At 62.7% G+C, this 19,343-nt stretch carries 32 protein-coding genes and 1 pseudogene; 1 reads left to right on the top strand and 32 read right to left on the bottom strand.

The features are described 5' to 3' along the window. The 3 genes from C5O18_RS00995 to C5O18_RS00985 form a co-directional block, all read right to left on the bottom strand. Positions 1–218, bottom strand: a 218-nt coding sequence (locus C5O18_RS00995) for a hypothetical protein (RefSeq protein ID WP_420884457.1), incomplete at its 3' end; no start/stop codon positions are given. A gap of 137 nt (positions 219–355) precedes the next feature. Beyond that, complete coding sequence (gene ssb / locus C5O18_RS00990; RefSeq protein WP_105191022.1) at positions 356–874, bottom strand: single-stranded DNA-binding protein; 519 nt, start codon at positions 872–874, stop codon at positions 356–358. Between the two features lie 87 nt (positions 875–961). After that, positions 962–2,320 (bottom strand): MFS transporter, encoded by a 1,359-nt coding sequence (locus C5O18_RS00985; RefSeq protein ID WP_105191021.1) that lies wholly within the window; start codon positions 2,318–2,320, stop codon positions 962–964. A 159-nt stretch (positions 2,321–2,479) separates the two neighbouring features. On the opposite strand from C5O18_RS00985, the gene uvrA reads away from it, so the two are divergent. Continuing rightward, complete coding sequence (gene uvrA / locus C5O18_RS00980; RefSeq protein WP_105191020.1) at positions 2,480–5,311, top strand: excinuclease ABC subunit UvrA; 2,832 nt, start codon at positions 2,480–2,482, stop codon at positions 5,309–5,311. Between the two features lie 105 nt (positions 5,312–5,416). Here uvrA and rplQ read toward each other — a convergent pair whose 3' ends face one another. The 29 genes and pseudogenes from rplQ to C5O18_RS00835 all read right to left on the bottom strand — a co-directional run. After that, positions 5,417–5,803 carry a 50S ribosomal protein L17 gene (gene rplQ / locus C5O18_RS00975; RefSeq protein ID WP_105191019.1) on the bottom strand — a complete coding sequence of 129 codons (387 nt, stop codon included), beginning with the start codon at positions 5,801–5,803 and terminating at the stop codon, positions 5,417–5,419. A 31-nt stretch (positions 5,804–5,834) separates the two neighbouring features. Beyond that, positions 5,835–6,839 carry a DNA-directed RNA polymerase subunit alpha gene (locus C5O18_RS00970; protein WP_105191018.1) on the bottom strand — a complete coding sequence of 335 codons (1,005 nt, stop codon included), beginning with the start codon at positions 6,837–6,839 and terminating at the stop codon, positions 5,835–5,837. Positions 6,840–6,863: 24 nt separating this feature from the next. Then, the gene (gene rpsD / locus C5O18_RS00965; RefSeq protein ID WP_105191017.1) at positions 6,864–7,487 is read right to left on the bottom strand and encodes a 30S ribosomal protein S4; all 624 of its coding nucleotides are present in this window, start codon (positions 7,485–7,487) and stop codon (positions 6,864–6,866) included. Between the two features lie 15 nt (positions 7,488–7,502). Then, the gene (rpsK, locus tag C5O18_RS00960) at positions 7,503–7,892 is read right to left on the bottom strand and encodes a 30S ribosomal protein S11 (protein WP_105191016.1); all 390 of its coding nucleotides are present in this window, start codon (positions 7,890–7,892) and stop codon (positions 7,503–7,505) included. Positions 7,893–7,926: 34 nt separating this feature from the next. Beyond that, complete coding sequence (gene rpsM / locus C5O18_RS00955) at positions 7,927–8,283, bottom strand: 30S ribosomal protein S13 (protein WP_105191015.1); 357 nt, start codon at positions 8,281–8,283, stop codon at positions 7,927–7,929. A gap of 106 nt (positions 8,284–8,389) precedes the next feature. Then, positions 8,390–8,506, bottom strand: a complete 117-nt coding sequence (gene rpmJ, locus C5O18_RS00950; RefSeq protein ID WP_084683078.1) for a 50S ribosomal protein L36 — start codon at positions 8,504–8,506, stop codon at positions 8,390–8,392. A gap of 54 nt (positions 8,507–8,560) precedes the next feature. Next, complete coding sequence (secY, locus tag C5O18_RS00945) at positions 8,561–9,892, bottom strand: preprotein translocase subunit SecY (protein WP_206389675.1); 1,332 nt, start codon at positions 9,890–9,892, stop codon at positions 8,561–8,563. Positions 9,893–9,933: 41 nt separating this feature from the next. Further along, the gene (rplO, locus tag C5O18_RS00940; RefSeq protein WP_105191013.1) at positions 9,934–10,368 is read right to left on the bottom strand and encodes a 50S ribosomal protein L15; all 435 of its coding nucleotides are present in this window, start codon (positions 10,366–10,368) and stop codon (positions 9,934–9,936) included. 2 nt (positions 10,369–10,370) lie between these two features. Beyond that, positions 10,371–10,549, bottom strand: a pseudogene (rpmD, locus tag C5O18_RS00935) (50S ribosomal protein L30). Positions 10,550–10,553: 4 nt separating this feature from the next. Then, entirely contained in the window at positions 10,554–11,051 is a 498-nt protein-coding gene (rpsE, locus tag C5O18_RS00930; protein ID WP_105191012.1) for a 30S ribosomal protein S5, read from the bottom strand. A gap of 10 nt (positions 11,052–11,061) precedes the next feature. Next, positions 11,062–11,412 (bottom strand): 50S ribosomal protein L18, encoded by a 351-nt coding sequence (rplR, locus tag C5O18_RS00925; RefSeq protein WP_105191011.1) that lies wholly within the window; start codon positions 11,410–11,412, stop codon positions 11,062–11,064. A gap of 15 nt (positions 11,413–11,427) precedes the next feature. Continuing rightward, a complete protein-coding gene (gene rplF, locus C5O18_RS00920) occupies positions 11,428–11,961 on the bottom strand; it encodes a 50S ribosomal protein L6 (protein ID WP_105191010.1) in 534 nt (177 codons plus the stop codon). Positions 11,962–11,973: 12 nt separating this feature from the next. After that, on the bottom strand, positions 11,974–12,366 hold the full coding sequence (gene rpsH / locus C5O18_RS00915) for a 30S ribosomal protein S8 (protein WP_105191009.1): 393 nt from the start codon (positions 12,364–12,366) through the stop codon (positions 11,974–11,976). A gap of 12 nt (positions 12,367–12,378) precedes the next feature. Continuing rightward, on the bottom strand, positions 12,379–12,684 hold the full coding sequence (gene rpsN / locus C5O18_RS00910) for a 30S ribosomal protein S14 (protein WP_105191008.1): 306 nt from the start codon (positions 12,682–12,684) through the stop codon (positions 12,379–12,381). Positions 12,685–12,693: 9 nt separating this feature from the next. Next, positions 12,694–13,230: a 50S ribosomal protein L5 gene (rplE, locus tag C5O18_RS00905; protein WP_105191007.1), complete on the bottom strand. Its 537-nt coding sequence runs from the start codon at positions 13,228–13,230 to the stop codon at positions 12,694–12,696. A gap of 15 nt (positions 13,231–13,245) precedes the next feature. Next, on the bottom strand, positions 13,246–13,563 hold the full coding sequence (rplX, locus tag C5O18_RS00900; RefSeq protein WP_105191006.1) for a 50S ribosomal protein L24: 318 nt from the start codon (positions 13,561–13,563) through the stop codon (positions 13,246–13,248). An 11-nt stretch (positions 13,564–13,574) separates the two neighbouring features. Continuing rightward, a complete protein-coding gene (gene rplN / locus C5O18_RS00895) occupies positions 13,575–13,943 on the bottom strand; it encodes a 50S ribosomal protein L14 (protein WP_105191005.1) in 369 nt (122 codons plus the stop codon). Positions 13,944–14,029: 86 nt separating this feature from the next. Then, on the bottom strand, positions 14,030–14,290 hold the full coding sequence (gene rpsQ / locus C5O18_RS00890) for a 30S ribosomal protein S17 (protein ID WP_105191004.1): 261 nt from the start codon (positions 14,288–14,290) through the stop codon (positions 14,030–14,032). Positions 14,291–14,292: 2 nt separating this feature from the next. Further along, positions 14,293–14,484, bottom strand: coding sequence for a 50S ribosomal protein L29 (gene rpmC, locus C5O18_RS00885; protein ID WP_105191003.1), 192 nt, complete (start codon positions 14,482–14,484; stop codon positions 14,293–14,295). Beyond that, complete coding sequence (rplP, locus tag C5O18_RS00880) at positions 14,484–14,897, bottom strand: 50S ribosomal protein L16 (protein ID WP_105191002.1); 414 nt, start codon at positions 14,895–14,897, stop codon at positions 14,484–14,486. Before rplP ends, rpmC begins: the two co-directional genes overlap by 1 nt. Before the next feature lie 11 nt (positions 14,898–14,908). Next, complete coding sequence (rpsC, locus tag C5O18_RS00875) at positions 14,909–15,610, bottom strand: 30S ribosomal protein S3 (protein ID WP_105191001.1); 702 nt, start codon at positions 15,608–15,610, stop codon at positions 14,909–14,911. A gap of 12 nt (positions 15,611–15,622) precedes the next feature. After that, complete coding sequence (rplV, locus tag C5O18_RS00870; protein ID WP_105191000.1) at positions 15,623–15,958, bottom strand: 50S ribosomal protein L22; 336 nt, start codon at positions 15,956–15,958, stop codon at positions 15,623–15,625. A gap of 10 nt (positions 15,959–15,968) precedes the next feature. Beyond that, positions 15,969–16,244, bottom strand: coding sequence for a 30S ribosomal protein S19 (gene rpsS / locus C5O18_RS00865; protein WP_105190999.1), 276 nt, complete (start codon positions 16,242–16,244; stop codon positions 15,969–15,971). A gap of 19 nt (positions 16,245–16,263) precedes the next feature. Next, positions 16,264–17,088 carry a 50S ribosomal protein L2 gene (gene rplB / locus C5O18_RS00860; protein ID WP_105190998.1) on the bottom strand — a complete coding sequence of 275 codons (825 nt, stop codon included), beginning with the start codon at positions 17,086–17,088 and terminating at the stop codon, positions 16,264–16,266. A gap of 17 nt (positions 17,089–17,105) precedes the next feature. After that, the gene (gene rplW, locus C5O18_RS00855; RefSeq protein ID WP_105190997.1) at positions 17,106–17,411 is read right to left on the bottom strand and encodes a 50S ribosomal protein L23; all 306 of its coding nucleotides are present in this window, start codon (positions 17,409–17,411) and stop codon (positions 17,106–17,108) included. Beyond that, positions 17,408–18,010 (bottom strand): 50S ribosomal protein L4, encoded by a 603-nt coding sequence (gene rplD, locus C5O18_RS00850; protein ID WP_105190996.1) that lies wholly within the window; start codon positions 18,008–18,010, stop codon positions 17,408–17,410. The genes rplW and rplD overlap by 4 nt, the downstream gene beginning before the upstream one ends. A gap of 11 nt (positions 18,011–18,021) precedes the next feature. Continuing rightward, entirely contained in the window at positions 18,022–18,660 is a 639-nt protein-coding gene (rplC, locus tag C5O18_RS00845) for a 50S ribosomal protein L3 (protein WP_105190995.1), read from the bottom strand. A gap of 52 nt (positions 18,661–18,712) precedes the next feature. Then, a complete protein-coding gene (gene rpsJ, locus C5O18_RS00840; RefSeq protein WP_105190994.1) occupies positions 18,713–19,024 on the bottom strand; it encodes a 30S ribosomal protein S10 in 312 nt (103 codons plus the stop codon). Positions 19,025–19,269: 245 nt separating this feature from the next. Then, a partial coding sequence (locus tag C5O18_RS00835; protein WP_432315770.1) for an EF-Tu C-terminal domain-related protein occupies positions 19,270–19,343 on the bottom strand: 74 nt, incomplete at its 5' end.

Genomic DNA, 19,343 nt, shown 5'->3' with positions numbered 1-19,343 from the left:
GGCTTGCGCGTACCTGCAGTCTTGCGACCGGCGGTCTTGCCAGCCTGCTCCAGCAGTTCTTCGACGCTGACACCGGCATCACGCGCGATGCGCTCGATCTCCGAACGCGCACTGGCCAGTTTCTCCTGCTGTTCCTTTTTGCGGGAGATGACTTCATTGGCTTTTTGAATGAGAGCTTCCAGCTCCTGTACCGACAGGGAATCCAGTTTGATGGACATGCTACGACCTCGTGAGCGTCAGGAATACTACAGCCTCAATATACTGCAATTCAGCAATGAAACAAAGTGGAAACGCATAATCCAAAATGGATGACGCCGCATTTTAATGCGGCGTCAATAATCCGACTATTATCGGATCAAAACGGAATATCGTCGTCGAAATTGTCCATGGCTGCCGGTGCAGCCGGGCGCGGAGGCGCCGACGGCGTGGGTCGCGGGGCGGCCTGCTGACGCGGCGCAGCCTGGGGCTGCTCGAAATCACCGTAGGACGGCATGCCCTGATCATCACCGCCCTCGTAACCGCCACCCGAGCCGCCGCCCTTGCTGTCCAGCATCTGCATGGTGCTGCCCTTGATTTCCGTGCTGTAGCGGTCCTGGCCGGTCTGCTTGTCCTGCCACTTGCGGGTATGCAGCGAGCCCTCGAGATAAATCTTGGAGCCCTTGCGCAGGTATTCACCGGCGATTTCCGCCAGGCGACCGTAGAAAACCACGCGGTGCCATTCCGTCTGCTCCTGCATGGCACCGGTATTCTTGTCCCGCCAGCTCTCGCTGGTAGCCACGGTGACATTGGCGACCGCGCCGCCGGACGGCAGATAACGGACTTCGGGATCACGCCCCAGATTGCCGACCAGAATGACCTTGTTTACACCACGCATGATTCTCTCCGGATATACCCAGTTTCTTTTATTGATGAATTCATCGCTGCCCGAACTGTAGTCCAGGATCAGCGTGTCCGCCACTTGTCAGCCGACCACGCTGACCGGCAGCCCCTCCAGCACTTCGGCACGCCAGTGCAGGCGGTCGATCTTGAGATGGATATCGCCATCATCCGGCAGCAGCACCAGCTCGGCAACACCCGGCGCCGCGCGCAACCGCTCCAGCAGGTCATTGCTCACTCCACCCTCCGCCGGACGCAGTGTCAGGCTGTGCAGATAGGCCGGCTGACGCATGGCGAAGGCACCGACCAGCCAGAGCAGGACCATGACCGCGAGGCAGATGAACAGCACGCCGACACCGTACCAGCCCTGCAGCGCGCCGCCCAGCGCGCCGCCGAGGAAGGCACCGAGGAACTGGCAGGTGCTGTAGACCCCCATGGCGGTGCCTTTTCCGCCCGCCGGACTGAGCTTGCTGACCAGCGAGGGCAGCAGCGCCTCCAGCAGATTGAAGGCGAAGAAGAACAGCGCCACCGCCAGCACCAGCCCGGTGAGGCCGGCATGCCCTAGTGCCAGCAGCAGCATGGACAGACCGAGCAGCATGACCGCCAGCAGGTAGATCTCGCGCATGCGCCGCCGCTTCTCCGCGATGATCACGGCCGGCACCAGCGCCACCAGTGCCAGCGCCATGACCGGCAGGTAGAGCCAGCCGTGGCGGCTCGCCGGCAGGCCGGCGGAGACCAGCAGCGGCGGCAGCACGACGAAGCAGGCGGTCATGACCAGATGCAGGCAGAAGATGCCGATGTTCAGTCGCATCAGCTCCGGGTGGCGCAGCATGGTCAGCAGGTGCGGCAGGTAATGGGTGGGCAGCTGGCGCTCCGCACGGCCGGCGCGCGGCACATAGCGCAGGCAGACCAGCAGGGCGAAGGCGCCCATGACCGCCGTCGCCAGGAACAGGCCGGACAGGCCGACGGCATCCGCCAGCAGCGGCCCGATCACGAACGCCAGCGCGAACGACAGACCGATGCTCATGCCGACCGTGGCCATGGCCTTGGTGCGGTTCTCGTCGCGCACGAGGTCCGACAGCAGCGCCATGACCACGGCCGAGATGGCGCCCGCTCCCTGCAGGAAGCGGCCGATGATGACGCCCCAGATCGAGTCGGAAGCGGCCGCCACCAGCCCGCCGACGATGAACAGCAGCAGGCCGATGATGATGAGCCGGTGCCGGTCATGGCGGTCCGCCATGAGGCCGAACGGAATCTGCAGCAGCAGCTGCGCTAGGCCGTAGGCACCCACCGCAAGGCCGATGAGCAGCGGCGTCGCGCCCTCGAGCGCGGTGCCGTAGACGGCGAACACCGGCAGGATCATGAACAGGCCGATCATGCGCAGGGAGAATATCCCCGACAGCGAAACCACCGCTTGCCGCTCGACTGGGGTGTATGAGGTCATCGAACCCTTACCGGAAAAAACGCAGGACGACGGAGTCGCCCGGGAAGGGCGCCATTCTAGCATCCGCCCCGCACCCACGCCGCACTCCTTTCCATGCCGCTGTGGCCGGCACGCGCATTGCGTATACTGGACGATCGCCCATCCGACCATCGGACAGACATGAGCAGTATCAAGGTTCGCGGTGCACGCACGCACAATCTGAAGAACATCGACCTCGACATTCCCCGCGACCGCTTCGTGGTGATCACCGGCCTCTCCGGTTCCGGCAAGTCTTCGCTGGCGTTCGACACGCTCTACGCCGAGGGGCAGCGCCGCTACGTCGAATCGCTGTCGGCGTATGCCCGCCAGTTCCTGTCGCTGATGGAAAAGCCCGATGTCGATCATATCGAGGGCCTGTCGCCGGCGATCTCGATCGAGCAGAAGTCGACCTCACACAACCCGCGCTCGACCGTGGGCACCATCACCGAGATCCACGACTACCTGCGCCTGCTGTTCGCCCGCGCCGGCACCCCGCGCTGCCCGGATCACGACGCGCCGCTGGAGGCGCAGACCGTCAGCCAGATGGTCGATCAGGTGCTGGCGCTGCCCGAAGGCACGGCCATCATGCTGCTGGCGCCGGTGGTGCGCGAACGCAAGGGCGAACACCTGCACGTGTTCGAGAAACTGCGCAGCGAAGGCTTCGTGCGCGCGCGCATCAACGGCCTGGTGGTCGACCTGGACGATGCCCCGGCACTGGACAAGCAGAAGAAGCACACCATCGAGGTGGTGGTCGACCGCATCAAGGTGCGCCCGGACCTGGGCCTGCGCCTGGCGGAGTCGTTCGAGACCGCGCTGCGCATCGCCGACGGCATCGCCTGGGTCGCGCACATCGACGGCTCGGCGCCGGAGCAGGTGTTCTCGGCCCGCTACAGCTGCCCGCACTGCGGCTACTCGCTGAGCGAACTGGAGCCGCGCCTGTTCTCCTTCAACAACCCGGCGGGCGCCTGCCCCACTTGCGACGGCCTGGGCGTGCGCCAGTTCTTCGACCAGAAGCGCCTGATCAGCCAGCCGGAGCTGTCGCTGTCCGAAGGCGCGATCCGCGGCTGGGACCGCCGCAACTTCTACTACTACGCCATGCTGGAGTCGCTGGCCGAGCACTACGGCTTCGCGCTCGACGCACCCTGGGAGTCCCTGCCGGCGAAGACGCAGAAAGTGCTGCTGCAGGGCTCCGGCGACGAGCAGGTCGCCTTCACCTACATCGGCGACCGCGGCCGCCGCGTCACCCGCGAGCACCCGTTCGAAGGCATCCTGGTCAACCTCGAGCGCCGCTACCGCGAGACCGAGTCCAGCTCGGTGCGCGAGGACCTGGCGCAATACCTCAACACTGCGCCCTGCGATGACTGCGGCGGCTCGCGCCTGCGCCGCGAATCGCGCCACGTGTTCGTGGACAGCCACAGCCTGCCGCAGATCTCGCGCATGCCGATCGCGGCCGCCAACCACTATTTCGCCGAACTCGCCCTGACCGGCGCGCGCGGCGAGATCGCCGCCAAGATCCTCAAGGAGATCCGCGAGCGCCTGCAGTTCCTGGTCAATGTCGGTCTCGACTACCTGAGCCTGGAGCGCTCGGCGGACACGCTGTCCGGCGGCGAGGCACAGCGCATCCGTCTGGCGTCACAGATCGGCGCCGGCCTGGTCGGCGTCATGTACGTGCTCGACGAACCCTCGATCGGCCTGCACCAGCGCGACAACGAACGCCTGCTGCAGACCCTGCTGCACCTGCGCGATCTCGGCAACACCGTACTGGTGGTCGAGCATGACGAAGATGCCATCCGCGCCGCCGACCACGTCATCGACATCGGCCCCGGCGCCGGCGTGCACGGTGGCCGGGTGATCGCCAGCGGCAGCGTCGACGACCTCACCGGCAGCGAAGAGTCACTGACCGGCGACTACCTGTCCGGCCGCCGCCGCATCGAGGTCCCCGTGACCCGCCATGCCCCCGAGGCCGGCAAGGCCCTGCGCCTGCTCGGGGCACGCGGCAACAACCTCGACAATGTCAGCGTCGACATTCCGATCGGTCTCATGACCTGCATCACCGGCGTGTCCGGCTCGGGCAAGTCGACGCTGATCAACGGGACCCTCTACCCGGTGGCCGCGCACACGCTCAACGGCGCCGCCGAGCGCAACCCGGCCGAACACGACGGCATCGAAGGCCTGGAACACCTGGACAAGGTCGTGGACATCGACCAGAGCCCGATCGGCCGCACGCCGCGCTCCAACCCGGCCACCTACACCGGCATCTTCACCCCCGTGCGCGAACTCTTCGCCGCCACGCAGGAGGCGCGCTCGCGCGGCTACGGGCCCGGCCGCTTCTCCTTCAACGTCAAGGGCGGCCGCTGCGAAGCCTGCCAGGGCGACGGCGTGATCAAGGTGGAAATGCACTTCCTGCCCGATGTCTATGTGCCCTGCGACATCTGCAAAGGCCAGCGCTACAACCGCGAGACGCTGGACATCCGCTACAAGGGCCGGAACATCACCGAAGTGCTGGACATGACGGTAGAGACCGCGCGCGAGTTCTTCGACGCCATTCCGGCGCTGGCGCGCAAGCTGCAGACCCTGATCGATGTTGGCCTGTCGTACATCACGCTGGGGCAGGCCGCGACCACGCTGTCAGGCGGCGAGGCGCAGCGCGTGAAACTCGCGCGCGAACTGTCCAAGCGCGATACCGGACGCACGCTCTACATCCTCGACGAGCCCACCACCGGCCTGCACTTCCACGACATCCAGCAGCTGCTGACCGTGCTGCATCGCCTGCGCGACGCCGGCAACACCATGGTCATCATCGAGCACAACCTGGACGTCATCAAGACCGCGGACTGGATCATCGACCTCGGCCCCGAAGGGGGCGCCGGCGGCGGTCGCATCCTGGCCACCGGCACGCCGGAGCAGATCGCCACGGTCGCCGAGTCGCACACCGGGCGTTTCCTGGCACCGCTGCTGGCACCGGGTCGCTGAAACCCGGACGTGCCAAAACGAAAAGCCGGCATCAAGCCGGCTTTTCGTTGATTCGCATCTCGCGTTCCCGGACCCCGACACGCGGAGCCCGGATCGGCAGGAGGCTTATTCGGCGTCGACAGCCGCCGCACCGATGGCGCGGTCAACCAGTTCGACATAAGCCATCGGCGCGTTGTCGCCCGGACGGTTGCCGGCCTTCAGCACGCGCAGGTAGCCGCCGTTGCGGGCCTTGTAGCGCGGGCCCAGCTCGTTGAAGAGCTTGCCGACGATTTCCTTGGAGCGCGTGCGCGAGAACACGAGACGACGGTTGGCGACGGTGTCGTTCTTGGCGAGCGTGATCAGCGGCTCTGCCACGCGACGAAGTTCCTTCGCCTTGGGCAGGGTCGTGCGAATCAGCTCGTGCTCGAACAGCGACACAGCCATGTTCTGGAACATGGCCTTGCGATGGCTGCTGTTGCGGCCCAGTTTCACACCACTATTACGATGACGCATGGCAGTTTTCCTACACTAATTCAGTTGCCGATCAACGACCGCGGAAGTTCAGGCGGTCGTCGTTACGCAGGCTAGCCGGCGGCCAGTTGTCCAGACGCATACCCAGGGACAGGCCCTTGGAAGCGAGGACATCCTTGATTTCGGTCAGCGACTTCTTGCCCAGGTTCGGCGTCTTCAGCAGTTCCACTTCGGTGCGCTGGACCAGGTCACCGATGTAGTAGATGTTTTCCGCCTTCAGGCAGTTGGCCGAACGAACGGTCAGCTCGAGGTCATCCACCGGACGCAGCAGGATCGGATCGACATCGCTGCCCTGCTGCGGCGCGGCTGCCGGGCTGTCGGCTTCCAGATCCACGAACACCGAAATCTGCTGCTGCAGCACGGTAGCGGCGCGGCGGATGGCTTCTTCCGCTTCGATCGTGCCGTTGGTCTCGAGATCGATGACCAGCTTGTCGAGGTCGGTACGCTGCTCGACGCGAGCGTTCTCGACCACGTAGGCGACACGGCGGATCGGACTGAAGGAGGCATCCAGCAGCAGGCGGCCGATAGGACGGGTGTCCTCGTCCGCGTAACGGCCGTCAGCCGGCTCGTAGCCGCGACCACGGGCGACGCGCAGCTTCATCTTCAGATGCGCATTGCCGCCCAGGGTGGCGATCACGTGATCCGGATTGACCACTTCGACATTGTGCGGCAGCACCAGATCGGCAGCGGTGATGACCTTCGGGCCCTTGGCGTCGATGGTCAGAACGGCTTCCTGCTGTTCGAACAGCTTGAGCGCCAGGCCCTTCAGGTTCAGCAGGATTTCAATGACATCTTCCTGCACGCCTTCGATGGCGCTGTACTCGTGCTCGACACCGTCGATCTCGACATCAACCACGGCGGCACCCGGCATGGACGACAGCAGGATGCGACGCAGGGCATTGCCCAGGGTATGGCCGAAGCCGCGCTCGAGCGGCTCCAGCGTGACCTTGGCGCGGGTACCGCTGATCGCTTGCACCGCAATGCTGCGCGGCGTCAGGAACTCGTTGACCTGTGACATGGATGACACCCTCAAATCACGCGATTACTTGGAGTACAGTTCAACGATCAGGTTTTCGTTGATTTCCGAGGACAGGTCCGAACGCTCCGGACGCGCCTTGAACGTACCTTCAAGCTTGGTGGTGTCCACCGACAGCCAGGCCGGCACGCCACGCTGGCCAGCGAGTTCCAGGGCGTTCTTCACGCGCAGCTGGTTCTTGGCCTTTTCGTGGACCGTGATCACGTCGCCCGGGGCAACCTGGATCGAGGCGACGTTGACACGCACGCCATTGACCAGGATCGCGCGGTGGCTGACCAGCTGACGCGCCTCGGAGCGGGTGGCACCGAAGCCCATGCGGTAGACCACGTTGTCCAGACGGGATTCGAGCAGCTGCAGCAGGTTCTCGCCGGTAGCGCCCTTGAGACGGGCAGCTTCCTTGTAGTAGTTGCTGAACTGACGCTCCAGCACGCCATAGATGCGGCGAACCTTCATCTTTTCGCGGTGCTGGGTACCGTAGTCGGACAGGCGACCCTTGCGGGATGCGCCATGCTGACCCGGCGGGGTTTCAGCCTTGCACTTCGTATCCAGGGCGCGGACACCGCTCTTCAGCTGAAGGTCGGTACCTTCGCGACGGGAGAGCTTGCACTTGGGACCAATATAACGAGCCATTTTCCCAGTCTCCTCTTACACGCGACGCTTTTTGGACGGACGGCATCCGTTGTGCGGAATCGGGGTCACGTCAGAAATGCTGTTGATTTTGTAACCCACTGCGTTCAAGGCGCGCACGGCGGACTCGCGGCCCGGGCCCGGCCCCTTCACCAGCACGTCCAGATTCTTCAGACCGTATTCCTGGGCTGCCTTGCCGGCAACCTCAGCGGCCACCTGGGCGGCGAAAGGGGTGGACTTGCGGGAACCGCGGAAGCCCTGACCACCGGAGGTGGCCCAGGCCAGTGCGTTACCTTGGCGATCGGTAATCGTCACAATGGTGTTATTAAAAGAAGCATGAATGTGCGCGATGCCATCGGAGACCTGACGGGTCACCTTCTTGCGAGCGCGCGAGTTATCTTTTGCCATCTTTTAGCTTCCGAGTTCGGCGAATGAATGAAAATTACTTTTTGACGGCCTTACGCGGACCCTTGCGGGTACGGGCATTCGTCTTGGTGCGCTGACCACGGACCGGCAGGCCGCGACGGTGGCGCATGCCACGGTAGCAACCCAGATCCATCAGGCGCTTGATGTTCATGGACACTTCACGACGGAGGTCACCCTCGGTCGGGAGAGCGGCCACTTGAGCACGCACCTGGTCAAGCTGAGCATCGGACAGATCCTTGATCTTGGTTTCGGGCGCAATGCCGACAGCCGAGAGGATCTTGGCCGAGGTGGTGCGACCGATACCGAAGATGTAGGTCAGGGAAATGACCGCATGCTTGTTATCAGGAATGTTGACGCCGGCAATACGAGCCATTGACCTTTACTCCACTTCTTTTCGTATCAGACCGGTTATTCGGACTGGGCGCGAAAGGCGCAAGAGTCTATCGACTCGGCCAGCTGAATGCAACCGGAACCTGAGATTAACCCTGACGCTGCTTGTGGCGCGGTTCCGCGCTGCAAATGACACGCAGGCTTCCGTTGCGGCGGACGATCTTGCAGCTGCCGCAAATCTTTTTCACAGAGGCTTGAACTTTCATGGTTCACACTCCAACAAGGAATTCTTTCTGTACTTAACTGCAGACGGACCGGACTCAGCGAGTCTGGCCCGCCGGGCCGAAGCCGCGCAGATTGGCCTTCTTCATCAGCGACTCGTACTGGCTCGACATCAGGTGGGACTGGACCTGGGACATGAAGTCCATGACCACCACCACCACGATCAGCAACGACGTGCCGCCAAGGTAGAACGGGACGTTGAACGACACCTGCAGGATCATCGGCAGCAGACAGACCGCCGTGATGTACAGGGAACCGACCAGGGTCAGGCGGCTCAGCACGCCATCGATGTAGCGGCTGGTCTGCTCGCCCGGGCGGATGCCGGGAATGTAGGCGCCGGACTTCTTCAGGTTGTCGGCTACATCGCGCGGGTTGAACACCAGCGCGGTGTAGAAGTAGCAGAAGAAGATGATCAGCAGCGCGAACAGCAGCAGGTAGAGCGGCTGTGCCGGTGCCAGCAGGAGGGAGGCCTCCTGCAGGATCCGCTGGAACGCATTCGGGTTCGGCGCCTGGCCGAACCACTGCCCGAGGCTGGCCGGGAACAGCAGCAGCGAGCTCGCGAAGATGGCCGGAATGACACCCGCCATGTTGAGCTTCAGCGGCAGATGGCTCTGCTGCGCGGCGAACACGCGCCGACCCTGCTGGCGCTGAGCGTACTGCACCGTGATGCGACGCTGGCCACGCTCCATGAACACCACCGCGCCGACCACGACCATGGCCAGGACAGCGATCACGAACAGCGCAATCACGCCGATCTCGCCCTGGCGGGCCGACTCCAGCGCCATGCCGATGGCGCTGGGCATGCCGGCGACGATACCGGCAAAGATCAGCATGGAAATGCCGTTACCGACACCACGCTCGGTGATCTGCTCGCCCAGCCACATCAGGAACACGGCGCCTGCCACCAGGCTGGCCACGGCCGGAATGTAGAACGTCAGGCCGTCGCTGAGCGTGATGCCCTGCGAAATCAGGCCCGCGGACATGCCCAGCGCCTGGATCAGGGCCAGCAGCACCGTGCCGTAGCGGGTGTACTGGTTGATCTGGCGACGACCCGCCTCGCCTTCCTTCTTCAGCGCTTCCAGCGACGGAATCACCGTCGCCGCCAGCTGCATGATGATGGATGCCGAGATGTAGGGCATGATGCCCAGCGCCAGGATCGACATGCGCTCGAGCGCACCGCCCGAGAACATGTTGAACAGGCTCAGGATGGTGTCCTTGTTCTGGTCGAACAACTCTGCCAGACGCTGCGGATTGATGCCCGGCACCGGAATGTGCGCACCCAGGCGGAACACCAGCAGTGCGAACAGCAGGAAGCCGATGCGGCGCCAGAGCTCCGACATGCCTTTCTGCATGCCGGGAGCCTGCAACATCTCACGACCCTGTTGTGCGTTGCGGGTGTTCGCCATGCGGATTATTCCTCTACCTTGCCGCCAGCTGCCTCGATGGCAGCACGGGCACCCTTGGTGACCTTCAGACCCTTGACGGTCAGGGCGCGAGCCACTTCACCGGACAGGATCACGCGGGCACGCACCATGTCGTTGCGAACGACGTTGGCGGCCTTCAGGGCATCCAGAGTCACCACGTCGCCATCGACATAGCCGATTTCGGACAGGCGGACCTCAGCCGTCACCTGCTGCTTCAGTGAGGTGAAGCCGAACTTCGGCAGACGACGGTACAGGGGCATCTGGCCGCCTTCGAAGCCGGGGCGGACCTTGCCCTTGCCGCGGGAGGTCTGACCCTTGACACCGACACCACCGGTCTTGCCGAGGCCGGAACCGATGCCGCGACCACGACGCTTGGCCGGGCGCTTGGAGCCTTCGGCCGGCTGCAGATCATTGAGCTGCATGATTAACCCTCCACCTTCACAAGGTAGTGCACCTTGTTGATCATGCCGCGGTTCGACGAGGTATCCAGGACCTCGACGGTGTGACCGATGCGGCGCAGGCCGAGACCCTGCAAGCAGAGCTTGTGGTTCTTCAGCTTGTNTGTGCGCTCGAGCGCACTTGCGTAACCTTGATGGTGCTCATCTCATTACCCCAGGATTTCTTCAACGGTCAGACCGCGCTTGGCGGCAACCTGCTCCGGAGAAGTCATCGACGCCAGGCCGTTGAAGGTGGCGTGGACAACGTTGTTGGCGTTGGTCGAGCCGTAGCACTTGGCCAGCACGTTCTGCACACCAGCCACTTCCAGCACGGCGCGCATCGCGCCACCGGCGATGACGCCAGTACCTTCCGACGCCGGCTGCATGTAGACGCGGGTGGCGCCATGACGACCATTGATCGGGTGCTGCAGCGTGCTGCCGTTCAGCTCGACCTGGATCATGTTGCGACGAGCGGCTTCCAGCGCCTTCTGGATGGCGGCCGGCACTTCACGTGCCTTGCCGCGACCGAAACCGACGCGACCGTTGCCGTCGCCGACCACGGTCAGCGCGGTGAAGGCAAAGATCTTGCCGCCCTTAACCGTCTTGGAAACGCGGTTGACTTCAACCAGCTTCTCGACGAAACCTTCGTTCTGTTCAAGCTTAGCCATGATTCAACCCTTAGAATTCCAGACCGGCTTCACGCGCGGCATCAGCCAGCGCCTGCACGCGGCCGTGATACTTGAAACCGGAGCGGTCGAAGGCAACGCGGGTCACGCCTGCAGCCTTGGCACGTTCGGCCACCAGTGCACCCACCTTCTTGGCCGCTTCGACATTGCCGGTCGCCGCATCACGCAGCGAAGCATCCAGCGTCGAGGCCTGGGCCAGCACTTCGCCGCCATTGGCGGAGATGATCTGGGCGTAGATGTGGCGCGGGGTGCGATTGACCGTCAGGCGAATGGCACCGTTTTCGCGAATCTTCAGGCGCGTGCTGCGTGCGCGACGCAGACGGGCAACTTTCTTTTCACTCATAGCGATACCCTACCGTTACTTCTTCTTGGCTTCCTTACGCAGGACATTCTCGTCCGCGTAACGAACACCCTTGCCCTTGTACGGCTCCGGCGGACGGTAGCCACGCACATTGGCGGCAACCTGACCGAGCAGCTGCTTGTCGATCGACTTCAGGATGATCTCCGTCGGCGTCGGCGTTTCAGCCGTCACGCCTTCCGGCAGCTCGTGATCGATCGGGTGCGAGAAACCCAGGGCCAGGTTCAGAACCTTGCCCTTGGCGGCGGCCTTGTAGCCCACGCCAACCAGCTGCAGCTTGCGCTCGAAACCGGCGGAGACGCCGATCACGAGGTTGTTCAGCACGGCGCGAGCCGTACCGGTCTGCATCCAGGCAGCCTGCGAATCCTCGCGCGGCGCCAGCTTCAGCTCGGCGCCTTCCTGTGCAATGGAAACCAGCGTGTGCAGCGAGGTCGACAGCGTGCCCTTGGCACCCTTGATCTGCACGTCCTGGCCCTTGATGGTCACTTCAACCCCATTGGGGAGAGCGACCGGCGATTTAGCAACTCGAGACATCTTTCGTCACCCTTACGACACGAGAGCGATGACTTCACCACCAACGCCAGCAGCACGTGCGGCGCGGTCAGTCATGATGCCCTTGTTGGTGGAGACAATCAGGACGCCCAGGCCCTGCTTGACGCGCGGGAGTTCATCCTTGCCCTTGTAGATGCGCAGGCCCGGACGGCTGACGCGCTTGATCTCCTCGATCACCGGCTTGCCCTCGTAGTACTTGAGGGAGAGCGTCAGGACCGGCTTGACGTCGGACGACACTTCGGCACCGGAGATGTAGCCTTCGGCTTCCAGCACCTTGGCCAGCGACAGCTTCAGCTTGGACGAGGGCATGCCAACGGTCGGCTTGCCGGCGCGCTGGGCATTGCGGATGCGGGTCAGCATGTCCGCAACGGTATCTTGCATACTCATTCTGTAATCCTCTTACCAGCTGGCCTTGACGACGCCGGGCACATCACCGTTCATCACGGCTTCACGCAGCTTGTTGCGGCCCAGGCCGAACTTGCGGAAATAGCCGTGCGGACGACCGGTGACGCCGCAACGGTTGCGCAGGCGGCTCGGGCTGGAGTCGCGCGGCAGCTCCTGCAGGCGCAGGATGGCAGCCCAGCGATCTTCTTCGCTGGCGGCCGGGTTGGCGATGGTTGCCTTCAGTTCCTGACGCAGCTTGGCGAACTTGGCAACGAGTTTTTCGCGCTTGGCTTCGCGATTCAGCATGCTCTTCTTAGCCATGGTCCAGCCTCACTTGAACGGGAACTGGAAGGCGCGCAGCAGGGCGCGGCCTTCGTCATCGGTACGGGCGTCGGTGGTGATCACGATATCGAGACCACGCAGACGATCGATCTTGTCGTACTCGATTTCCGGGAACACGATCTGTTCCTTGATGCCGAGGCTGTAGTTGCCGCGACCATCGAAGGCCTTCGGGCTGAAGCCGCGGAAGTCACGGATACGCGGGATCGTGATGCCGATCAGGCGGTCCAGGAATTCGTACATGCGGTCGCCACGGAGCGTGACCTTGCAGCCGATCGGCCAGCCGTCGCGGATCTTGAATCCGGCGATGGACTTGCGAGCGAGCGTGACAACGGGTTTCTGGCCAGAAATCAACTGCATATCGGCCACGGCGCCATCGATAAGCTTCTTATCCTGGCTGGCACCGCCCACTCCCATATTCAGAGTAATCTTCGTGATGCGAGGAATCTCCATCACATTCTTGAGACCCAGCTCCTGCTGCAGCTTCGGAGCGATCTCGTTCTTGTAAACAGCTTTCAGTCTGGCCATCTCAACCAACCTACCTTACTTGACGTCGACTACTTCGCCGGTGGACTTGAAGACGCGAACCTTTTCGCCATCTTCCAGCACCTTGTAGCCGACACGGTCTGCTTTCTGCGTGGCCTGATTGAACAGGGCGATGTTGGAGATATCGAGCGAAGCTTCACGCTCCACGATACCGCCCTGCTCGCCCCGGTTCGGGTTGGCCTTGACATGCTTCTTGACCAGGTTGACCCCGGCGACGACCACACGGCCGTCCAGCACGCGGACAACCTTGCCGCGCTTGCCCTTGTCCTTACCCGCAATCACGACCACTTCGTCGTCACGCTTGATCTTTGCCATCTCTCGTTACCTCAAAGCACTTCAGGCGCGAGCGAGATGATCTTCATGAACTGCTCGGTACGCAGCTCACGAGTCACCGGCCCGAAAATACGGGTGCCGATCGGTGCCTTGTTGTTGTTCAGGATCACCGCGGCATTGTCATCGAAGCGAATCAGCGAACCGTCCGGACGGCGGATACCCTTCTTGGTACGCACCACCACGGCGTTCATGACATCGCCCTTCTTGACCTTGCCACGCGGAATCGCTTCCTTGACCGTGACCTTGATGACGTCACCGACCGAGGCGTAGCGACGGTGGGAACCGCCGAGCACCTTGATACACATGACGCGACGGGCGCCACTGTTGTCGGCCACGTCGAGCATCGTTTCGGTCTGAATCATTGCTCTCTCCAAACCCTAAAAAAGGGAGCCCCGACTCGCGGGGCGCGAAATGCTAACTGATGCGGCCCCGGGGCCGCAAGTCAAACTCAGCGAGCGTCGGCCTTTTCGACAACTTCCACCAGCACCCAGGACTTGGTCTTGGACAGCGGGCGGCACTCCGAAATCGTCACGACGTCGCCTTCCTGGCAGACGTTCTGCTCGTCATGAGCATGCAGCTTGGTCGAGCGCGTGATGTACTTGCCGTACACCGGGTGCTTGACCTTGCGTTCGATCAGCACGGTGATCGACTTGTCACCCTTGTTGCTGACAACCTTGCCGGTCTGGGTACGCACGATCTGTTCAGTCATGATCAGTTACCTTCCTTTTCGGTCAGGATGGTCTTGATGCGGGCGATGTCCTTGCGGACAACGCCGATCTTGCTGTTCTGTGCCAGCTGACCGGTTGCCTGGGCCATGCGCAGCGTGAACTGCTGGCGCTGCAGGTTGCCGAGTTCCTTGTTCAGGTCTTCGACGCTCTTCTCGCGCAATTCTTTGGCGTTCATTACATCACCGTCCGGGTCACAATGGTGGTCTTCACGGGCAGCTTGGCAGCAGCACGGATGAAGGCTTCACGAGCCAGGTCGTCAGCGACGCCCTCGATCTCGTACAGCACCTTGCCCGGCTGGATCTCGGCCACCCAGTACTCCACACTGCCCTTGCCCTTACCCATACGCACTTCCAGCGGCTTCTGGGTGATCGGCTTGTCCGGGAACACGCGGATGAAGATCTTGCCGCCGCGCTTCACGCGACGGGAAATGGCACGACGGGCTGCTTCGATCTGGCGAGCAGTGATACGACCACGCTCGACCGACTTCAGGGCGATCGTGCCGAAGGACACCGTGCTGCCACGCAGGGCGAGACCGGTGTTGCGGCCCTTATGGACCTTGCGGAACTTGGTACGCTTAGGCTGTAACATCTCTCAACCCCTCAGTTCTTCGGTCCGCGCTTCTTGGCGGGACGGGCCTCTTCCACCGGCGTCGGGGCAGAAGCCTGCTCCATGCCGCCCAGGATTTCGCCCTTGAAGATCCACACCTTGACGCCGATGCAGCCGTAGGTGGTCTCGGCGCGGACGATCGAGTAATCGATGTCGGCACGCAGGGTGTGCAGAGGCACACGGCCTTCGCGGTACCATTCGGTACGGGCGATTTCGGCACCACCAAGACGGCCCGACACTTCCACCTTGATGCCCTTGGCACCGGCACGCATGGAGTTCTGCACGGCGCGCTTCATGGCGCGGCGGAACATCACGCGACGCTCGAGCTGCGAGGCAATGCCTTCAGCGACCAGCTTGGCATCGAGGTCCGGCTTGCGGATTTCATCGATGTTGATCTGGACCGGCATCTTCATCAGCTTGGCAACGTCACGACGCAGACGCTCGACGTCTTCGCCCTTCTTGCCGATCAGCACACCCGGACGAGCCGTGGAGATGGTGATGCGGGCGTTCTCGGACGGACGCTCGATGAGGATCTTGCTGACCGAGGCATTCTTCAGGCGCGCGCCCAGGAAGTCGCGCACCTGCAGGTCGGCGAGCAGGAACTCGGCGTACTGCTTCGGGCTGGCATACCAGTTGGCGTTGTGCTTCTTGACGACACCGAGGCGAATACCGATCGGATGAACTTTCTGACCCATTTCCTCAGCCCCTTACTTGCCTTCGGCCACGGTGACGGTGATGTGGCAGGTGCGCTTGCTGATGCGGTCAGCGCGGCCCTTGGCGCGCGGCTGGATACGCTTCAGCGTGATGCCCTCGTCCACACAGATCGTGGCGACACGCAGTTCGTCCACATCCGCACCCTGATTGTGCTCGGCGTTGGCGATAGCCGACTCCAGCACCTTCTTGACAAAGCGCGCGGCCTTCTTGTCGCTGAAATTCAGCGTGTTGAGCGCGAGCTCAACCGGCTTGCCGCGAACCTGGTCAGCGACGAGGCGAGCCTTCTGAGCCGAAATCGGCGCGCCACGCAGTTTTGCGATCGCTTCCATCATGCTCTCCTTATCGCTTCGACTTCTTGTCGATGCCGTGACCGCGGTAGCTGCGGGTCGGCGCGAATTCACCCAGCTTGTGGCCGACCATGTGTTCGGTCACGAAGACCGGCACATGCTGCTTGCCGTTGTGCACGGCGATCGTCAGACCCACCATTTCCGGCAGGATCATCGAACGACGCGACCAGGTCTTGATGGGCTTCTTCGAGTTGGCTGCCGCCGCTGCTTCCACCTTGACGAACAGGTGGGTATCAACGAACGGACCCTTTTTCAGTGAACGAGGCACAGTGATTCTCCTCTACCCATTACTTGACGCGACGGTCGCGGACAATCATGCCGCTCGTGCGCTTGTTGTTGCGGGTCTTGTAACCCTTGGACGGCGTGCCCCACGGCGACACCGGCTGCATGCCCTTGTTGCGGCCTTCACCACCACCGTGCGGATGGTCGACCGGGTTCATGGCCATGCCACGAACGGTCGGACGCACACCGCGCCAGCGACTGGCACCAGCCTTGCCCAGGGAGCGCAGGTTGTGCTCGCTGTTCGAGACTTCGCCGAAGACGGCGCGGCACTCGACATGGATCTTGCGCATTTCGCCGGAGCGCAGACGCACGATGGCGTAGGCGCCATCACGACCCAGCAGCTGCACCGAGGTACCGGCGGAGCGGGCCAGCTGGGCACCCTTGCCCGGCTTCAGTTCGACGCAGCACAGCGTGGCACCGAGCGGCATGTTGCGCAGCGGCAGCACGTTGCCGTTCCTGATCGGAGCGGCATCGCCCGACAGGACCACATCACCGACCTGCTGGTTCTTCAGCGCGATCATGTAGCGGCGCTCGCCATCGGCGTACTTCAGCAACGCGATGTGGGCAGTGCGGTTCGGATCGTACTCGATGCGCTCGACGGTGGCCGGAATGCCATCCTTGTTGCGCTTGAAGTCGATCACGCGATACAGCTGCTTGTGGCCGCCACCGACGTGACGCATGGTGATGCGGCCATTGTTGTTACGACCACCGGAGCGCTTCTGGGTCTCGACCAGCGGGGCGTGCGGACGACCCTTGTGCAGGTGCGGATGAACGACCTTCTCGACGAAGCGACGACCCGGGGAAGTCGGTTTGCACTTAACGATAGGCATGTCAGATCTCCCGGCCCTTACTCAGCGGCGCCAGCGGCGGCGAAATCGATGTCGAAGCCTTCCTTCAGGGAGACATAAGCCTTCTTGAAGTCCTGGCGACGACCGAGGGAGCGGCCGAAACGCTTGTTCTTGCCCTTGACCAGCGTGGTGTTGACCGATTCAACCTTGACGTTGAACAGCCCTTCCACAGCCTTCTTGATTTCCAGCTTGTTGGCGTCACGACGGACCTTGAACACCACCTGGCGATGCTTTTCAGCAATCAGCGTGGCCTTCTCGGAGACATGCGGCGCAAGCAGAACCTGCAACAGACGTTCCTGGCTCATCCCAATTCCACCTCAAGTTTCTTGGCTGCCGGCACCGACATCAGCACCTTCTCGAAGCCGATCAGGCTGACCGGATCGACGGCGGCCGTGTCGATGACATCGACGTGCGGCAGGTTGCGGGCAGCCAGGTACAGATTTTCATCAACGGCGTCGGTGATGATCAGCGCATTGCTCAGACCCAGGCCATCGAGCTTGGACACCAGCTCCTTGGTCTTCGGGGCCGACACGGTGAAGTCATCCACCAGCACCAGGCGCTCCTGGCGAACCAGTTCAGCCAGGATGCACTGCAGGGCACCGCGATACATCTTGCGGTTCACCTTCTGATCCCAGTCCTGCGGACGGGCGGCGAAGCTCTTGCCACCACCACGCCAGATCGGGCTGCGAATGGAGCCGGCGCGGGCACGGCCCGAGCCCTTCTGCTTGAACGGCTTCTTGCCGCCGCCACTCACTTCAGCACGGGACTTCTGAGCCTTCGTGCCCTGACGGGCACCCGCCATGTAGGCCACGACGACCTGATGCACGAGGGCTTCGTTGAATTCCTTGCCGAAGGCAACTTCGGACAGCTCGACAGCTGATCCGGAAACAGTCTTCAGGTTCACGTTGATCTCCCTCAGGCCTTCACGGACGGACGCACGATGACGTCGTTACCGGTTGCGCCCGGCACGGCACCCTTGACGACCAGCACACTGCGCTCGACGTCAACGGAAACGATTTCCAGACCCTGGATCGTGACGCGCTCGGCACCCATGTGGCCGGCCATCTTCTTGCCCTTGAACACCTTGCCCGGGCTCTGGTTCTGACCGGTCGAGCCGTGAACACGGTGCGACACGGAGTTGCCGTGGGTGGCATCCTGGGTACGGAAGTTCCAGCGCTTGACGCCACCCTGGAAGCCCTTGCCCTTGGAGGTGCCGATCACGTCGACAGCCTGGCCGACCGCGAACAGGTCAACCTTCAGCTCGCCACCAACCTGCAGGCTGGCAGCCTCTTCACCCGCGACGCGGAATTCCCACACGCCACGACCGGCAGCGACATTGGCCTTGGCGAAGTGACCCGCCTGCGCCTTGGTCACACGGGAAGCGCGACGCTCGCCGGTGGTGACCTGAATCGCCTGATAACCATCGGTTTCCACCGACTTGATTTGCGTAATGCGGTTCGGATCGACTTCGATCACGGTCACCGGCACCGAAACGCCAGCCTCCGTGAAAACACGAGTCATCCCGCACTTGCGACCGACTAATCCAATAGCCATTTACTCAGACCTCTTTGGCAATCTGTCTCAGAGGAGACTTAATGCTGAACGATCAACCCAGGCTGATCTGGACATCCACGCCGGCGGCGAGGTCCAGCTTCATCAGCGCATCAACAGTCTTGTCCGTGGGCTGGACAATATCGACGAGACGCTTGTGGGTACGGATTTCGTACTGGTCACGCGCATCCTTGTTGACGTGCGGGGAAGTCAGCACGTTGAAACGCTCGATACGGGTCGGCATCGGGATCGGACCACACACCTGCGCACCCGTGCGCTTGGCGGTTTCCACGATTTCCAGCGCAGACTGATCGATCAGACGGTGATCGAACGCCTTCAGGCGGATGCGGATTCTCTGGCTAGCCATTCCAGCAACTCCAAAGCGAAAAAGAACTAGCCCACCACCAGGCATTGCCAGATGGAAGGCTTCTCACAAACCGGTCCGGGAACGATGCCCCGGCTTTACAACCACCCTGCATTCAGGGGTGGCGTATATTAGTGGCTGGGCGAACACTTTGCAAGCAGGGCTCGAAAAATGTCCGCCGAAACCACTGCATCACCCCGGAGGGCGATGCGCCGGGACCGCATTCACGGCCCCGGCACTTTCCCGCCTCAGGCGAAGATCTTGGCGACGACGCCGGCGCCGACGGTGCGGCCGCCTTCACGGATCGCGAAGCGCAGACCTT

The sequence above is a fragment of the Amnimonas aquatica genome, from assembly GCF_002943415.1.
GTDB classification, from domain to species: Bacteria; Pseudomonadota; Gammaproteobacteria; order Pseudomonadales; family Moraxellaceae; genus Perlucidibaca; species Perlucidibaca aquatica_A.
The sequence above is the reverse complement of the archived record's forward strand: the minus strand, read 5'-3'. Positions and strand labels throughout refer to the sequence as shown.

Coding starts and splice junctions, on each gene's coding strand:
- ssb (WP_105191022.1), bottom strand. CDS start 874: ATGCGTGGTGTAAACAAGGTCATTCTGGTCGGCAATCTGGGGCGTGAT.
- C5O18_RS00985 (WP_105191021.1), bottom strand. CDS start 2,320: ATGACCTCATACACCCCAGTCGAGCGGCAAGCGGTGGTTTCGCTGTCG.
- uvrA (WP_105191020.1), top strand. CDS start 2,480: ATGAGCAGTATCAAGGTTCGCGGTGCACGCACGCACAATCTGAAGAAC.
- rplQ (WP_105191019.1), bottom strand. CDS start 5,803: ATGCGTCATCGTAATAGTGGTGTGAAACTGGGCCGCAACAGCAGCCAT.
- C5O18_RS00970 (WP_105191018.1), bottom strand. CDS start 6,839: ATGTCACAGGTCAACGAGTTCCTGACGCCGCGCAGCATTGCGGTGCAA.
- rpsD (WP_105191017.1), bottom strand. CDS start 7,487: ATGGCTCGTTATATTGGTCCCAAGTGCAAGCTCTCCCGTCGCGAAGGT.
- rpsK (WP_105191016.1), bottom strand. CDS start 7,892: ATGGCAAAAGATAACTCGCGCGCTCGCAAGAAGGTGACCCGTCAGGTC.
- rpsM (WP_105191015.1), bottom strand. CDS start 8,283: ATGGCTCGTATTGCCGGCGTCAACATTCCTGATAACAAGCATGCGGTC.
- rpmJ (WP_084683078.1), bottom strand. CDS start 8,506: ATGAAAGTTCAAGCCTCTGTGAAAAAGATTTGCGGCAGCTGCAAGATC.
- secY (WP_206389675.1), bottom strand. CDS start 9,892: ATGTTGCAGGCTCCCGGCATGCAGAAAGGCATGTCGGAGCTCTGGCGC.
- rplO (WP_105191013.1), bottom strand. CDS start 10,368: ATGCAGCTCAATGATCTGCAGCCGGCCGAAGGCTCCAAGCGCCCGGCC.
- rpsE (WP_105191012.1), bottom strand. CDS start 11,051: ATGGCTAAGCTTGAACAGAACGAAGGTTTCGTCGAGAAGCTGGTTGAA.
- rplR (WP_105191011.1), bottom strand. CDS start 11,412: ATGAGTGAAAAGAAAGTTGCCCGTCTGCGTCGCGCACGCAGCACGCGC.
- rplF (WP_105191010.1), bottom strand. CDS start 11,961: ATGTCTCGAGTTGCTAAATCGCCGGTCGCTCTCCCCAATGGGGTTGAA.
- rpsH (WP_105191009.1), bottom strand. CDS start 12,366: ATGAGTATGCAAGATACCGTTGCGGACATGCTGACCCGCATCCGCAAT.
- rpsN (WP_105191008.1), bottom strand. CDS start 12,684: ATGGCTAAGAAGAGCATGCTGAATCGCGAAGCCAAGCGCGAAAAACTC.
- rplE (WP_105191007.1), bottom strand. CDS start 13,230: ATGGCCAGACTGAAAGCTGTTTACAAGAACGAGATCGCTCCGAAGCTG.
- rplX (WP_105191006.1), bottom strand. CDS start 13,563: ATGGCAAAGATCAAGCGTGACGACGAAGTGGTCGTGATTGCGGGTAAG.
- rplN (WP_105191005.1), bottom strand. CDS start 13,943: ATGATTCAGACCGAAACGATGCTCGACGTGGCCGACAACAGTGGCGCC.
- rpsQ (WP_105191004.1), bottom strand. CDS start 14,290: ATGACTGAACAGATCGTGCGTACCCAGACCGGCAAGGTTGTCAGCAAC.
- rpmC (WP_105191003.1), bottom strand. CDS start 14,484: ATGAACGCCAAAGAATTGCGCGAGAAGAGCGTCGAAGACCTGAACAAG.
- rplP (WP_105191002.1), bottom strand. CDS start 14,897: ATGTTACAGCCTAAGCGTACCAAGTTCCGCAAGGTCCATAAGGGCCGC.
- rpsC (WP_105191001.1), bottom strand. CDS start 15,610: ATGGGTCAGAAAGTTCATCCGATCGGTATTCGCCTCGGTGTCGTCAAG.
- rplV (WP_105191000.1), bottom strand. CDS start 15,958: ATGGAAGCGATCGCAAAACTGCGTGGCGCGCCGATTTCGGCTCAGAAG.
- rplB (WP_105190998.1), bottom strand. CDS start 17,088: ATGCCTATCGTTAAGTGCAAACCGACTTCCCCGGGTCGTCGCTTCGTC.
- rplW (WP_105190997.1), bottom strand. CDS start 17,411: ATGAGCCAGGAACGTCTGTTGCAGGTTCTGCTTGCGCCGCATGTCTCC.
- rplC (WP_105190995.1), bottom strand. CDS start 18,660: ATGGCTATTGGATTAGTCGGTCGCAAGTGCGGGATGACTCGTGTTTTC.
- rpsJ (WP_105190994.1), bottom strand. CDS start 19,024: ATGGCTAGCCAGAGAATCCGCATCCGCCTGAAGGCGTTCGATCACCGT.